This window comes from Vibrio sp. 1641 (genome assembly GCF_033339995.1).
GTDB classification, from domain to species: domain Bacteria; phylum Pseudomonadota; class Gammaproteobacteria; order Enterobacterales; family Vibrionaceae; genus Vibrio; species Vibrio alginolyticus.
Genome location: NZ_JAWOVP010000007.1, coordinates 42,487 through 58,154, shown reverse-complemented (window position 1 = coordinate 58,154; position 15,668 = coordinate 42,487). Strand labels below are relative to the sequence as shown.

Below are 15,668 nucleotides of genomic sequence, written 5' to 3'. Positions count from 1 at the left end.
GATAATTAAACAATTAAAATGAATATATATTTAATTTAACCGCATGTATATATCTCTCACAAAAAAGTTGAGCCACCTCTTCACAAACTTGAAGTACAAAAAAACCAGCCCGAAGGCTGGTTCTTATAAACTCAACTGTCTAGAGGAAAATTATTCCCACTCGATAGTCGCTGGTGGCTTACCAGAAATGTCGTAAACAACACGAGAAATGCCATCAACTTCGTTGATAATACGGTTAGATACCTTACCTAGGAAGTCGTATGGTAGGTGCGCCCAGTGTGCCGTCATAAAGTCGATGGTTTCTACTGCACGCAGTGATACAACCCAATCGTATTTACGGCCATCGCCCATTACACCAACAGAACGTACTGGTAGGAATACCGTGAACGCTTGAGATACTTTGTTGTATAGATCAGCTGCGTGCAGCTCTTCAATAAAGATAGCATCAGCACGACGTAGCAAGTCACAGTATTCTTTCTTGATTTCACCAAGAACACGAACACCTAGACCTGGACCTGGGAATGGGTGGCGGTAAAGCATGTTATAAGGCAGGCCTAGCTCTAGACCAATCTTACGTACTTCATCTTTGAACAGCTCACGTAGTGGCTCAACAAGACCCATTTCCATGTCATCTGGAAGACCGCCCACGTTGTGGTGCGATTTGATCACGTGCGCTTTACCAGTCTTAGATGCAGCTGACTCGATTACATCAGGGTAAATCGTACCTTGAGCTAGCCATTTCGCGTTTTTCAGCTTCTTAGACTCTTCATCGAATACATCTACGAATACGTGACCGATAGTCTTACGCTTCTCTTCTGGGTCAGACTTGCCTTCAAGTGCTTTTAGGAAGCGTTCTTCAGCGTCAACTTTGATGATGTTCAAACCAAATTGGTCGCCGAACATATCCATTACTTGTTGACCTTCGTTTAGACGAAGTAAACCGTTATCAACAAATACACACGTTAGCTTGTCGCCGATTGCACGGTGAACCAGCATCGCGACTACCGATGAATCAACACCACCAGATAGACCTAGGATAACTTCGTCGTCACCCACTTGCTCTTTAATGCGAGCAACCGCGTCTTCGATGATAGATTCCGATGTCCATAGACGTTCACAGCCACATACGCCAAGAACAAAGTTCTCAAGCATTTGTAGGCCACCTTTTGTGTGTGTCACTTCTGGGTGGAACTGAACGCCGTAGTATTTCTTCTCTTCATTCGCCATCGCAGCGTAAGGACAAGTGTCTGTCTCACCAACTTTTACGAAATCGGCTGGGATCTCTACTACTTTGTCGCCATGGCTCATCCAAACGTCTTGAGTTGCTTCAAGGTCTTTAAATAGAGCACATTCACCAGAAACTTTAACCTGAGCGTAGCCAAACTCACGTTCGTTAGAGCCCGCCACTTTGCCTCCTAGCTGTTCCGCCATGGTTTGCATGCCGTAACATACGCCAAGCAAAGGAACACCAGAATCAAACACATATTGAGGCGCGCGTGGAGAGTTCTCTTCCGTTACGCTTTCTGGACCGCCAGATAGGATAATGCCATCTGGGTTGAATTCGCGAATATCCGCTTCTTCTACATCCCAGCTCCATAGTTCACAGTAAACGCCGATTTCACGTACGCGGCGTGCTACTAATTGAGTGTACTGAGAACCGAAGTCCAAGATCAGAATACGTTGGTCATGGATATTTTTAGTCATTTTGAGCAGTCTTTTTAAGGCTAAGTGATTAAAACCGAGGCGAGTGTACTCGCCTCTTCTTAATGCTTCAAGGAAAAAGCAAACGTTTCCGTTAGGTAATTAGTTCCCTAGACGGTAGTTCGGCGCTTCCTTAGTAATTTGAACATCGTGTACATGAGACTCTTGCATACCTGCACCAGAGATACGTACAAATTCAGCTTTCGTACGCATATCTTCGATAGTTGCAGAACCAGTTAGACCCATGCTTGAACGTAGACCACCCATTTGTTGGTGTACGATCTCTTTTAGACGGCCTTTGTATGCGATACGACCTTCGATACCTTCTGGTACTAGCTTGTCCGCTGCGTTGTCAGACTGGAAGTAACGGTCAGAAGAACCTTGAGACATAGCACCAAGAGAACCCATGCCACGGTAAGACTTGTAAGAACGGCCGTTGTATAGAATCACTTCACCCGGCGCTTCTTCAGTACCTGCAAACATAGAACCAACCATCACACATGATGCGCCAGCTACGATTGCTTTACAGATATCACCTGAGAAACGGATACCACCGTCAGCAATAACCGGAATACCATAATCATTAGCCACTTCTGCCGCATCTGCGATTGCAGTGATTTGTGGCACTCCCACACCCGTTACAATACGAGTTGTACAGATAGAACCAGGGCCGATACCCACTTTCACTGCGCTTACGCCAGCTTCGATTAGTGCTTTAGCACCAGCACCTGTTGCTACGTTACCACCGATGATGTCTAGATCTGGGTAAGCAGCGCGAGTTTCGCGGATGCGGTTTAGTACACCTTCAGAATGTCCGTGTGAAGAGTCGATAAGTAGAATGTCAACGCCTGCTTCAACTAGAGCAGCAACACGCTCTTCGTTACCAGCGCCAGCACCAACGGCTGCGCCAACACGTAGGCGACCACGCTCATCTTTACATGCGTTTGGTTTACGTTCTGCTTTGTGGAAGTCTTTCGCAGTAATCATACCGGTTAGTTGGAACTCATCATTCACAACCAATACTTTCTCTACACGAGCTTCGTGCATTTTCTCTTGCACTTCTTCTCGTGTTGCACCTTCTTTAACTGCTGCCAACTTCTCTTTTGGCGTCATTACTGAAGATACTTTCTTAGAAAGGTCCGTCACAAAACGAACGTCACGACCAGTGATAATACCAACAAGCTCATTGCTCTCAGTGACAACAGGGAAACCTGCAAAACCATGCTTTTCAGTGAGTGCAACAACATCAGCGATGGTCGCGTCAGGGTTTACAGTAACCGCGTCAGTTACCATACCAGCTTCGAACTTCTTAACTTTACGAACTTCGGCTGCCTGCTGCTCAATAGACATGTTCTTGTGGATAAAGCCAATGCCACCCTCTTGCGCTAGCGCAATTGCTAGACGAGCTTCAGTAACAGTGTCCATAGACGCTGAAATCATTGGGATGTTTAGGGTGATGTTCTTAGTTAGCTGAGTGCGAAGATCAGCTGTGTTTGGGAGAACGGTGGAGTGTGCTGGCACAAGTAGTACGTCATCGAATGTCAGCGCTTCTTTGGCAATTCTTAGCATTTGCAATATCTCACAATTAGAGGAGTAAAAAGAACAATCCAATCTCATCGTTTCGCATAATGAGGGTAACCTGCGTTAGCAACTAGCTACATTTGGATTAGATATTGCGGAGGGATTATACGGTTAACGCAATCGCTTGACCACAAATTTTTTAATTTTTTTCTTGCAATTACCCCCTTGCTATGTATTATATTGCCGCTAATTTCCATACTCACGTCTAAGAGATTAGCTGTGCTCTCCAAGACCAATCAAAACATCTTTACTGTTTCTCGTCTCAACGCAGAAGTTCGTTTACTCCTTGAAAACGAAATGGGGATCGTTTGGCTCGTCGGAGAGATATCCAACTTTTCAGCTCCTGTCTCTGGTCACTGGTACCTCACTCTTAAAGACTCTCGCGCTCAAGTTAAATGTGCCATGTTTCGTGGTAACAATCGCCGCGTTACTTTCAAACCCGCTAACGGTAATCAAGTCCTAGTAAAAGCTCGTCTGTCTCTTTATGAGCCTCGCGGTGACTACCAATTGATCATCGAAAGCATGCAACCGGAAGGTGATGGCCGTCTTCAACAAGAGTTTGAAGAGCTGAAAATGAAGCTTGCAGCAGAAGGGTTGTTCGCGCAAATCAATAAGCAATCTTTGCCTGAGCACCCTAAACGTGTTGGCGTCATCACATCGAAAACTGGTGCCGCGCTTTACGATATCTTAGACGTATTGAAACGTCGTGATCCTTCCCTACCTGTTGTGATTTATCCGACAGTGGTACAAGGTGAGGACGCAGCCATTCAAATTGCACAAGCCATTGGTCGCGCTAACAGCCGTGATGAATGTGATGTACTAATTGTGGGCCGAGGTGGTGGTTCATTAGAAGACTTATGGTGCTTTAACAACGAGATATTAGCTCGCACGATTGCAGCAAGCCAAATTCCTATTATTAGCGCCGTTGGACATGAAGTTGACGTGACAATAGCTGATTTTGTCGCCGACGTACGCGCGCCTACTCCATCAGCAGCCGCTGAGCTAGTAAGCCGTGATAACAGCCACAAAGATCAAGCTTTAGTTACCCGCCAGCATAAGTTAGCGAGCGCGATGCGTTACTACCTAGCACAACAAAAGCAGCAATCTGCTCAATTAGTGCACCGTCTAGAGAGACAGCACCCAAGCTATCGCTTGCAACGTCAGACGCAACAGTTAGATGAGTTGGACATGCGCTTACAGCGAGCGATGAGTCGTTTTATTGCCTTGCGTCAACAGCGAATCGAGCGTCAACATTATCGGCTGCAATTAAATTCTCCTGTAACACGCCTTGCCGAGCAGAAGTCGAAGCTAGAACGTGTAGAGCAAAAGCTCATGGATGCAATGGATCGCAAGTTACTGACTATGCGCCATCAACTCGCGATTGCCGCAGAAAAGTTGGACACCGTCAGCCCACTAGCGACATTGAAACGAGGTTACTCAATTACTCAAACTGAGCAAGGTAAAGTAATTACGCAATCTTCAGATGTTAAGTCGGGAGATGTATTGATTACTCGATTAGCCGAAGGCGACGTTCGTTCTACCGTTAACTGAATACAAACTCTGGTTAACTGATTTTCTGGAACTCAAATCGGACACGTGATTTTGACTTGAGTTCATTACACACATTGCAAAAGTAACTCGCAGCACCGCATGCTTGCAGCTTCTCCAGCTCCGCCTCACAATCAGGGCAAAAACCTACTTTTTTAAAATCCGATTCACACTGTGCACAATGGTATTGTCCCGTCCATTCCAGTTCGACATTGCAAGTCGGGCAAATGTTCTGCTGCATATCCCGTTCCTCTCTCTAAACTAAGCAATTTCGAGTAACGCATGCTACTCAAAATAACGAACAAGTATGTTGATCTTCATCACCGCCCCAACAAGTTTCACGAGGCGTTAACCATACTTGATACGTAGGATCTTATACTGATCGTCTGATATTTACTCCTTGATCAGCGATCACCCCTTAAAAGAATATTTATATAACCACACACCGAAAGCATAAGTTACATATTCTGCATTCCAATTTAATACAGAATAAAAAACCCTAAAGAGATTTAATTAAACGAAAAATCAGAATTTAATAAAAAGATCTTATTCAAAAAGCAGTGTTTACATTGGTGTGCATTTCGATAGTTTGAGCGTCGAGCTTAACGAGTTTAACTTGGATAAAAGCAAACTCATTTAAATGGCTCGCATGCGTTCCACCACAAGGGATTACCGCTAATTGACCTTCCCCTAAATCGCACTTCCAATAGCGAGAATCCGTTAATCTATCGCCGTGGCATTCCATGGTGATCATCGCATCTCTTTGAAGCCATTCAACCAGTTGGCCATTCACTTTTTCTGCAATCGCCTGGAGGTCATTCAGCATATCTGCACTGTTTAATCCTCTTTTACGGAGCGTTTTGCCTAAACGGTACGTATCGAGGCACTTGTCTGGAGTGACATAACTAGTAACTTGCGCATAGCTATTAAAGTCATAATAACCATGTGGGTCTTTGCGGTCTGCGTCTTTTCGCCAATAGTCTTCCGATAGTACTTTATTCAACGCCAAATACGCTAAGTGTCCTGCAGTGTGGCCTCGACTCACAGCATTTTGATAGTCTTTATCTACCGCTAATGTTACCAAGTCATTAATTGCAAATGATTCCGTACGTGATAAAACATGCACGACGACAAACACCCAACCTTCAGCATCACGCTTTACAGGGATGTCACTACCCACATACAAAGCACCACTCTCCTGCTCCACTGCTCCAACTTGGCAATCTACTACGTCATGCTCAGCCCCATTCACCTTCAACGTTCCTTTGTCTGCAGGGTGATCCGGCCATATGTGACTAACGGGATGGAACGGCGTGACATCTGTAATAACGTAAGTCACTTTTTCCGTAGATTGAACGAGCTGTATTTGTGCTTCTAATTGCCATGTTTGATGACAAAAACGAGTCTTTGTTGCTGTGATAGTCATTTTTACGATTACTTTTGATAAAAAAATACCCAAGTAGAAACTTGGGTATTCGAATTTCATTATTTATTGCGGTTTTTCACCATCGACATCATACGCTTACGTTTACGCTCTTGTGATAGCGTAAGCTTATTCGTACGGTTCTCGTATGGGTTATCACTGTTGTGGAAGTTAATGCGAATCGGTGTTCCCATAATTTCCAGAGACTTACGGAAGTAGTTCATCAGATAACGTTTATACGAATCTGGCAATTCACGAACCATGTTACCGTGGATAACAACGATCGGTGGGTTGTAGCCACCTGCGTGTGCGTATTTGAGTTTGATACGACGACCACGAACCATTGGCGGCTGGTGATCATCCACTGCCATCTTCATGATACGCGTCAGTACTGACGTACCCACGCGCGTTGTCGCCGAGTTATATGCTTCTTGGATAGATTCAAACAAGTGACCAACGCCAGTACCGTGCAGCGCAGAGATAAAGTGGATACGCGCGAAATCGACGAATCCTAGACGGCGGTCCAGTTCTTTCTTCACGCTTTCTTTCACGTCACTGTCTAGACCATCCCACTTGTTAACGGCGATGACAATTGAGCGGCCAGCATTCAGTGCAAAACCAAGCAAGCTTAGGTCTTGGTCTGAAATATTTTCACGAGCATCAATCACCAGTAGAACGACGTTTGCATCTTCTACCGCTTTCAGCGTCTTAACAACAGAGAACTTTTCAACCGTTTCATTGATACGACCACGACGACGAACACCTGCAGTGTCAATCAGTACGTATTCGCGTCCATCACGTTCCATCGGGATGTAGATAGAGTCGCGCGTTGTACCTGGCATATCGTATACAACTACACGTTCTTCACCCAGAATACGGTTAGTCAGTGTCGATTTACCTACATTCGGCCGACCGATGATCGCCAACTTAATCGGCTGCTCTTGAAGGCGTTTGAACTCTGCTTCTGCGTCTTCTTCAGTGTAATCTTCAACAAGAGGCTCTTCGTCTTCGAATCCAGTCAGGTCTTCAATCTCACCTTCTTCAGATTCACTTGTTAGTAGATCATCAAAGAATGGAGATAAAGCACGCTCAAGCAAAGCGGTCACACCACGGCCATGAGCGGCCGCAATCTGGTACATATCATCCACGCCGAGCTGCCAAAAGTCAGCACACGCCGCATCGGCATCAATACCATCGATTTTGTTTACTACCAGCATCGCTGGCTTTTCAATTTTACGCAGATGCGCAGCAATTGCTTCATCTGAAGGTGTCAGACCAGCACGACCGTCAACAAGGAACAATACAACATCAGCCTCATCAATCGCGGCTAATGACTGTTCTGCCATCTTTGTTTCCACGCCTTCTTCTGTGCCATCGATACCACCAGTATCAATCACAATGAATTCGTGCTCTTCACCAAGTCTCGCCTGGCCATATTTACGGTCTCGCGTTAGGCCTGGAAAGTCCGCAACCAACGCGTCACGAGTGCGAGTCAATCGGTTAAATAGTGTAGATTTACCTACGTTCGGACGCCCTACTAGAGCTACAACAGGTACCATAACAACCTCTACAATAATCTTTCTTCTGTAGTTATAGGTAACGACTTGCTCGATGCCAAATCAAACCAGCTTTTTACCTATAACCACGTCAGGGTTAATAAATTCAAACAACAAAACGGCTCCTAGCTGTCACCAGCCAGGAGCCGAATGTGAATTATATCACGATATTATTCGTTAATGGTTAGTTTCTTTACATCGCCGTTGCGAGTTGTAATCACATAACCATCCGACAATAACGTCGGGCCAACTGCCAAGCCACTATCATCGACAAACTGCTGCGCAACAAATTCGCCCGTTGAACGATCCATCCAGTGAAGGTAACCAAGCGTGTCACCGACAACGAGATAATTGCCAACAATAACTGGCGCTGTAAGTTGTCGGTGCTCAAGCAAGCTGTTTTCCCACAACTCAGTCCCGCTTCGTGAATCAACGGCAACAACATGATCTTTTTCCGTTATCACAAAGATGCGACTACCATCTGTAGAAATGTCTGTCGCAGATGAGTAATTACGCTTCCAAATCGGGTTCGCTGAACGCAAGTCAATGGCGATAAGTTGACCATTGTATCCAATGGTGAAAAGAGTACCGCCTAGCACAATTGGCGATGAATCAACGTCAACCAAACGATCAATTTCTGTCGCGCCTTTTGGCGTACCAACAGGCTGTTGCCAAATCAACTGACCACGCTCAACGATAGCAGCTGCGAGTCGGCCATTTGCCGTTCCCCAAAACACACCGCCGCCAATTGCAGTCGGAGTACTGTCGCCACGTAAAGTTAAGTTCGGCACTTCTGTACTCAATGCCCAGCGTTGCTCACCTGTACTCTCATTAAGGGCAATCAACATGCCTCGGCTAGTATTGATGATAATAAGGCCTGAATCTGCAACTGGCTTCGCCAGTACCTCACCACCAACTTTTACACGCCAAACAATTTCACCTGTTTCTTGGTCAAGAGAGATGACTTCACCATTCTCAGAGCCAATGTAAAGGTTTCCGTATGCCGCTGTGATACCACCAGAGAGACGAGCAATGACATCTTCTTCTAGGTCCGTTTGCCAACGTTGTTTACCATTCTCAGGATCGAGCGCTTTTACTAAGCCATCACGACTTGCCACGAACAATGTATCATTCGCAAATACAGGGGATAGCTTTGAAAAGTAATGACCGACACCATCGCCAACCGACGTGCTCCACTCACTACTGGTTGTAAACTGACTGTCTACCTGAGGTAGTGGCGCCATTACAATGGTGTCTTTCTCACCTGCACAACCGGCAAGTACTCCCATTGTTAACGCCCCTAGCAAGGCTTTCTTAAAGACTCTTTTCATCCAATGCGGTCCTTATTTCGCCAGATCGTCCAATTTCATTTGTAGTGTCGGGCTTGCATCTGCCGCTTGCTGAGCTTCAGTATACGCAGCGTACGCAGCATCTTTGTCACCTTGGCGAATCGCAATATCGCCACGAAGTTCAGCAATACGACCTGTCCATGCTGTATCAGTGACGTTACTTAGCTCTGCCGTTGCAGCGTCGAAGTTACCCATTTCCGTCTCAATACGCGCAATGCGGTAACTAATCAATGGTAACAACGCAGCATCTTGAGTGTTGCTTTGCGCCCACTTCAGTTGCTCCAATGCAGCAGAAAGGTCTTGAGCTTCAACTTGTGCTTTAGCAAGTTGTAGTGCAGCCAATACTGAATATTCTTTTACTTCATTTGACTCAATGAAAGCTTTCACGTCAGCTTGAGCATCAGTGCCTTTGTCTTGCAAAGCATTCATTGCTGTCGTGTAGCTTTGAGAAGCTGCTTCACTCGCCTGAATCACAGAATCCTGGTAGTAACGCCAGCCAAATAGACCACCTAAACCAACAACCGCACCGATGATGACGGCTTTGCCGTTTTCCTTCCACCAGTCTTTAATGGCTTCAACTTGTTGTTCTTCAGTATCGTAAAGTTCCACTTCCTGTCCTCTTAAAACATGTAAATGGCAGCTTAGCTGCCATTGTTCCTATTTCGTTTAAAGGCTCCACATTTGGGAGCCTTAGCTTACGAACTAGGATGTAATTTTGTTAGATTACTAAAAGACTTAAATCAGTGCTGCGATCTTTTCTGCAACTTCTGCTTGGTTGTAAGTCTCTTGCTCACCACCAGCTAAGTCTTTCAGTACTACAGTGTTATCCGCAACTTCGTTTTCGCCCAGAACCAATGCTACAACAGCACCAACTTTGTCTGCGCGTTTAAACTGTTTCTTGAAGTTACCGCCACCGAAGTGATTCATCACACGAACGCCTGGAACAGACTCGCGAAGCTGTTCTGCTAGCTTCATTCCTGCCATCATGGTGCCTTCACCCGCAGTGACTACGTACACGTCAACACTGCGACGAACGTCTGTCAGTTCCAACGTTTCTAGCATCAGTACTAGACGCTCTAGGCCCATTGCAAAGCCAACCGCTGGTGTTGGTTTACCACCTAATTGCTCTACAAGGCCATCGTAACGACCACCGCCACATACAGTGCCTTGAGCACCTAGGCTCTCAGTGATCCACTCAAATACCGTGCGATTGTAGTAATCCAGACCACGAACTAGACGTTCGTTAACTGTGTATTTGATACCTGCGGCGTCTAAAAGTTCACATAGACCTGCGAAGTGTGCTTTAGATTCTTCACCCAAGTAATCTGAAAGGCGAGGCGCATCACCTAAAATAGCTTGAACGTCTGGGTTCTTCGTATCCAGAACACGCAGTGGGTTCGTGTGCATGCGACGCTTACAATCTTCATCTAGCATATCAATATGTTGCTCAAGGAATGCAACCAGTGCAGTACGGTAGTCTGCGCGGTCTTCTTGAGAACCGATAGAGTTCAGCTCAAGACGGACATGTTCATTGATACCTAGCTCACGCCATAGACGCGCCGTCATCATGATAAGCTCTGCATCAACATCTGGACCATTTAGACCAAACACCTCAACACCACACTGGTGGAATTGACGGTAACGACCTTTCTGCGGACGTTCATGGCGGAACATAGGTCCCATGTACCACAGACGCTGTTCATCACGGTTGATCAGGCTGTTTTGGATACATGAACGTACACAACCCGCCGTACCTTCAGGGCGAAGTGTTAGGCTGTCGCCGTTACGGTCATCAAAGGTGTACATTTCTTTTGAAACGACGTCTGTTTCTTCACCAACAGCGCGGCTGAATAGGTTTGTTTCTTCAACGATTGGCATGCGCACTTCGTTATAACCGTATGCGCTAATTACATTTTTCACTGTGTTTTCTAATTTTTGCCACAGTGGCGACTGAGTTGGGAGGCAATCGTTCATGCCTCGAATTGCTTGAATTGTTTTTGCCACAATACTTACCGTAATTCTCGTTGAGATTAATCTTGTACTTTAACTTCGATGCGGTTTTCGCCATTCATCATAGCTGCTTTCGCACGGATCTTAGCTTCTAGCTTATTCACAAGGTCATCGTTATCAAAGCGCTCTTTCTGGCGTTTACCATCTTCGTAGAATGCGCTCTTCTTGTTACTACCTGCTAGACCTAAATGAGAAACTTCTGCTTCACCAGGGCCGTTTACCACACAACCGATGATAGACACATCCATTGGCGTGATGATGTCTTCTAAACGTTGCTCCAGTGCATTCACCGTACCAATCACATCGAATTCTTGGCGTGAGCAGCTTGGGCACGCAATAAAGTTGATGCCTCGAGAGCGAATGCGCAGAGATTTAAGGATGTCGAAACCGACTTTGATTTCTTCAACTGGATCGGCAGCCAAAGAGATACGCAGCGTATCGCCTATCCCTTCAGATAGCAGCATACCTAAGCCAACAGATGACTTAACAGCGCCAGCTCGAGCACCACCCGCCTCTGTGATACCTAAATGAAGAGGCTGATCGATTTTCTTCGCCAGCAGACGATATGAATCCACCGCAAGAAAAACGTCTGAAGCTTTCACGCTAACTTTAAATTGGTCAAAGTTAAGACGATCGAGATGGTCTACGTGACGCATCGCCGATTCAACCAAGGCTTCTGGCGTTGGCTCACCGTATTTCATCTGTAGGTCTTTTTCCAAAGATCCACCATTGACACCAATACGGATCGGGATGTTTTTATCGCGAGCGCAATCAACAACAGCGCGAATGCGCTCTTCATTGCCGATGTTACCTGGGTTGATACGTAAACAGTCAACTCCGTACTCCGCAACTTTCAGCGCGATACGATAATCGAAATGAATATCAGCCACTAATGGTACAGAAACTTGCTGTTTAATCAGTTTGAAAGCTTCTGCTGCGTCCATCGTAGGCACAGAAACTCGAACGATATCTGCGCCGACTTTTTCTAGTGCTCGGATTTGAGCGACTGTCGCTTCTACGTCAGTCGTGCGAGTGTTAGTCATTGACTGTACTGCAATTGGCGCACCATCACCAATTGGCACATCACCCACATAAATACGCGTCGATTTACGACGAATAATTGGAGATTCGTGTTGCATAATTTTTTATAACGGTAGAGTGAATCTAGCTACTTTGCCTGAAGTATACCCAGAAAGGTCGACAGGTTCACTTGCAAATGTCATTGTAACCCCTTCCGGTGCGCCTAATATCACTTTAAATGGCGCTTTTCCGGTAAGTTCTACATCTTGTCCTGGCTTATGAGTACCACTTACCAGCGTTTTACCATTGGTGTCTTTTACTTGAATCCAACAGTCCGCTTTAAACTTCATAGTAAGAAGTGTCATGCCTTCAGGTACTACTGGCGCAGGCTGTTCCTCTTCCGCCGCTTCAATCACGGCAACAGGTTCTTCAGAATCTACGCTTGTTGTATTTTCAGTTTCAGTCAGCAAAGGATCCGCCCCTTGCTCAACGGGTGCTTCAGTCGATTCAGCAATGCCTTCATTAGTTGAAGCAACTTCTTCAGGAGTGCTTGCGATTAACTCTTCAGCCGTCATCAAATCGATATCAGCTAATTCTTGAGCAGTGGGCTGCGGCGCTTCAACACTTGAATCCGTTACTTCCTTAGTTAGGCTATTCTCTTGTTGGTTTTGCCACCACCATGCCGCTGAAATGCCAATAATGACCAGCCCGATAACCCAAGTAAGGAGCATAATACGGCTATTGTGCTTCTCGTCTTTTGTTTTACGAGAGAAGCTTTGCATTTCAATTTCTTGCTCTTGAGGCTGAGCATCGGCAGTCTGCTCTAACGCCGTCAAAACCACCTTCTCATCAAGACCTACGAATTTAGCGTAAGAGCGTAAGTAACCACGCGTAAATGTCGCGACTTGTTGAGATTCAAATCGGTTATTTTCAATATCTTCAATCACAGAAATGCGAAGCCTCAGGCGATCGGCAACTTGCTTTTGGCTCATTCCCAAGGATTCACGTTTGTTTTTCAGTAATGTGCCAGCTTCAATAGAGAGTGGCACTTCATTCGTATTTTCGTGTTCTGTCATAATGGCGGTATTTAATCTGTTTTAGTGGCTAACGTGGTCATGTATTTTCGTTATTGTTCTTAAGCCTCTTTAAAGATAGCTAGCCTAAACGCGTTAACCAAAAATAATAATTTTAAGAAACTCTCAGCGATCTGAGTGCGAATACCCGTTTTGCAAAAATCAGCAAAACGTATGTGAGAAAGTGCTGAGAATTATCGGTGTCATCGTTAGTGTTACATACCATGATAAGCGAATGCGCAACGAAGACAAAAACTCTTTACACTCAAACTAACAGATAGCTCAAGCTTTTGTCCAAACTTTGACAAAGGAATTCGAAATTATACCCAAATAACCTTAGGTTGAAGAGTGATAGTCCCAAATCTTGGCGAAAATGTCCTAAACAATAAACAAAATAGCCAGAGCGAATGGCTCTGGCTATTTTTGAATTCCGGTCGTTTATACAGCTTTCACTTCAATGGTATCGGCACCGCGTGACGCTTTCAGCATTGCCGTACGTTTAGTTCGGTCAATTACATCACCGACCAACTGACCACATGCGGCATCAATGTCATCACCGCGCGTTTTACGAACCGTAACTGTGTGCTCGTATTGCATCAATGTTTTTTGGAAGCGATCAATACGTGAGTTACTTGGTTTCTTGTAAGGTGAACCTGGGTACGGGTTAAACGGAATCAAGTTAATCTTACATGGTGTGTCTTTCATCAATTCAGCCAGCTCGCGTGCATGGTCCATGTCATCGTTCACATGATCAAGCAACACGTACTCGACTGTTACTTTGCCACGGTTTGCATTAGATGAAGCAATGTAACGACGAACGGATGCTAGGAAATCTTGAATATCCCAACGATCGTTAATCGGCATGATTTCACTACGCAGCTTATCATTTGGCGCATGAAGAGAGATCGCCAACGCAACGTCGATTTTGCCCGTCATCTGATCAAGACCAGAAACCACACCTGATGTTGATACGGTTACGCGACGCTTCGACAAACCAAAGCCAAGATCATCCAACATTAACTCCAGTGCTGGAATCAAGTTCTTCATATTAAGAAGCGGCTCACCCATGCCCATCATCACCACGTTCGTAATTGGGCGACGGCCTGTTTCTTTCTCAAGACCAATTTCACGTGCAGCACGCCACACCTGGCCGATGATCTCTGAAACTTTCAAGTTACGGTTAAAACCCTGCTGTGCTGTTGAGCAGAACTTACATTCCAATGCACAACCTACTTGAGAAGATACACAAAGCGTTGCGCGATCATCTTCTGGAATGTAAACCGTTTCTACATCCTGATCACCAACCTTCATTGCCCACTTGATCGTGCCGTCTGAAGAATGCTGAGCTTCTGCTACAGTTGGTGCTTTAATTTCACACTTGTGTAAAAGCTTTTCGCGCAGCTTCTTGTTGATGTTTGTCATTTTTTCGAAGTCATCTACACCGAAATGGTAGATCCACTTCATAACCTGATCGGCACGAAACGCTTTCTCGCCAAGTTCTTCCGCGAAAAACTGACGCATGCCTTTGCGATCAAAGTCGAGTAGATTGATTTTTTCAGTGGTCATGTTGCCTCTCAATGACTGAAACAAGAATAAGGGCGCGAATTGTACAGCCTTTATTCAGCTACAACAAGGGGTGTAAGACCCTGAGTTTGCTAAGGCATTAAAATAAAAACGATTAAATTTTAATCAGACTTTACGGTGAGAATAATGATTAGACAACCGACAGCAAAAGCGTAGAAGTGGTGCAGAGAAAGCAGTGAGAAGAAACACACGTAACTAAGCTTTCCCCCTGTAAGGTGCTCAGATTAGCCAACGTCTTCGCGAGTACTTACGAATGAACTCGCCGATGAAATGGAGAACACGGAATAAAAAACCTCGGACAAATCCGAGGTTGTTACGAACTAGATCATCACGCAAAAGTGATGCATGAACGAGTTAGCGAGAGAAAACTTCTGATTCAGGGAAGAAAAACTCAATTTCACGAGCGGCAGACTCAGGGCTATCGGAACCATGAACTGAATTGTGACGCATGCTGAGTGCGTAATCAGCACGCAAAGTGCCGCATGCCGCTTCCTCTGGGTTGGTTTTACCCATTAGCTCGCGGTAACGTGCAATCGCATTTTCACCTTCCAATACCTGAACCATAATAGGACCAGATGTCATGAACTCTTTTAGAGGAGGGAAAAACTCTTTACCTTCATGCTCTGCATAAAAGCCGCTTGCCTGATCTTCTGTCAGGTGAACCATTTTGGCAGCGATGATACGTAGGCCAGCCTTTTCAATACGATTGTAGATTTCACCAATTAGGTTTCGCTCTACAGCATCAGGCTTAATGATTGAAAATGTTCTTTCTAGAGCCATAAAATTTCCTTTCTGTACTTGTAATAATAGTTGTGCTTTTAAA

13 protein-coding genes are annotated in these 15,668 nt (G+C 45.3%); 1 reads left to right on the top strand and 12 read right to left on the bottom strand.

Annotation, left to right across the window (positions count from 1 at the left end; translation table 11 throughout):
• Positions 1-150 precede the first annotated feature (150 nt).
• Both guaA and guaB read right to left on the bottom strand, forming a co-directional pair.
• Positions 151-1,704, bottom strand: coding sequence for a glutamine-hydrolyzing GMP synthase (gene guaA, locus R7Z47_RS15235; RefSeq protein ID WP_005381685.1), 1,554 nt, complete (start codon positions 1,702-1,704; stop codon positions 151-153).
• A gap of 99 nt (positions 1,705-1,803) precedes the next feature.
• On the bottom strand, positions 1,804-3,270 hold the full coding sequence (gene guaB / locus R7Z47_RS15230; RefSeq protein ID WP_017633908.1) for an IMP dehydrogenase: 1,467 nt from the start codon (positions 3,268-3,270) through the stop codon (positions 1,804-1,806).
• A gap of 231 nt (positions 3,271-3,501) precedes the next feature.
• Between guaB and xseA the strand changes: the two genes are divergently transcribed.
• A complete protein-coding gene (xseA, locus tag R7Z47_RS15225) occupies positions 3,502-4,833 on the top strand; it encodes an exodeoxyribonuclease VII large subunit (protein WP_017633909.1) in 1,332 nt (443 codons plus the stop codon).
• A gap of 13 nt (positions 4,834-4,846) precedes the next feature.
• On the opposite strand, the gene R7Z47_RS15220 is transcribed toward xseA, so the two are convergent.
• From R7Z47_RS15220 to ndk, 10 genes are all read right to left on the bottom strand, one after another.
• Complete coding sequence (locus tag R7Z47_RS15220; RefSeq protein WP_012842112.1) at positions 4,847-5,071, bottom strand: zinc ribbon domain-containing protein; 225 nt, start codon at positions 5,069-5,071, stop codon at positions 4,847-4,849.
• A gap of 309 nt (positions 5,072-5,380) precedes the next feature.
• Positions 5,381-6,256 (bottom strand): alanyl-tRNA editing protein, encoded by an 876-nt coding sequence (locus R7Z47_RS15215; RefSeq protein ID WP_213973448.1) that lies wholly within the window; start codon positions 6,254-6,256, stop codon positions 5,381-5,383.
• 59 nt (positions 6,257-6,315) lie between these two features.
• A complete protein-coding gene (der, locus tag R7Z47_RS15210) occupies positions 6,316-7,812 on the bottom strand; it encodes a ribosome biogenesis GTPase Der (RefSeq protein WP_017820569.1) in 1,497 nt (498 codons plus the stop codon).
• Positions 7,813-7,979: 167 nt separating this feature from the next.
• Positions 7,980-9,140 (bottom strand): outer membrane protein assembly factor BamB, encoded by a 1,161-nt coding sequence (gene bamB / locus R7Z47_RS15205; RefSeq protein WP_005381696.1) that lies wholly within the window; start codon positions 9,138-9,140, stop codon positions 7,980-7,982.
• Positions 9,141-9,152: 12 nt separating this feature from the next.
• Entirely contained in the window at positions 9,153-9,767 is a 615-nt protein-coding gene (locus tag R7Z47_RS15200; protein WP_005381697.1) for a YfgM family protein, read from the bottom strand.
• A 126-nt stretch (positions 9,768-9,893) separates the two neighbouring features.
• On the bottom strand, positions 9,894-11,162 hold the full coding sequence (gene hisS / locus R7Z47_RS15195; RefSeq protein ID WP_262606876.1) for a histidine--tRNA ligase: 1,269 nt from the start codon (positions 11,160-11,162) through the stop codon (positions 9,894-9,896).
• 26 nt (positions 11,163-11,188) lie between these two features.
• On the bottom strand, positions 11,189-12,307 hold the full coding sequence (gene ispG / locus R7Z47_RS15190; protein ID WP_005381699.1) for a flavodoxin-dependent (E)-4-hydroxy-3-methylbut-2-enyl-diphosphate synthase: 1,119 nt from the start codon (positions 12,305-12,307) through the stop codon (positions 11,189-11,191).
• Between the two features lie 6 nt (positions 12,308-12,313).
• Positions 12,314-13,264 carry a cytoskeleton protein RodZ gene (gene rodZ, locus R7Z47_RS15185; RefSeq protein WP_085569931.1) on the bottom strand — a complete coding sequence of 317 codons (951 nt, stop codon included), beginning with the start codon at positions 13,262-13,264 and terminating at the stop codon, positions 12,314-12,316.
• A 435-nt stretch (positions 13,265-13,699) separates the two neighbouring features.
• Positions 13,700-14,827, bottom strand: a complete 1,128-nt coding sequence (locus R7Z47_RS15180) for a bifunctional tRNA (adenosine(37)-C2)-methyltransferase TrmG/ribosomal RNA large subunit methyltransferase RlmN (protein ID WP_017633913.1) — start codon at positions 14,825-14,827, stop codon at positions 13,700-13,702.
• A gap of 372 nt (positions 14,828-15,199) precedes the next feature.
• On the bottom strand, positions 15,200-15,625 hold the full coding sequence (ndk, locus tag R7Z47_RS15175) for a nucleoside-diphosphate kinase (protein WP_042521171.1): 426 nt from the start codon (positions 15,623-15,625) through the stop codon (positions 15,200-15,202).
• Positions 15,626-15,668: the final 43 nt, after the last annotated feature.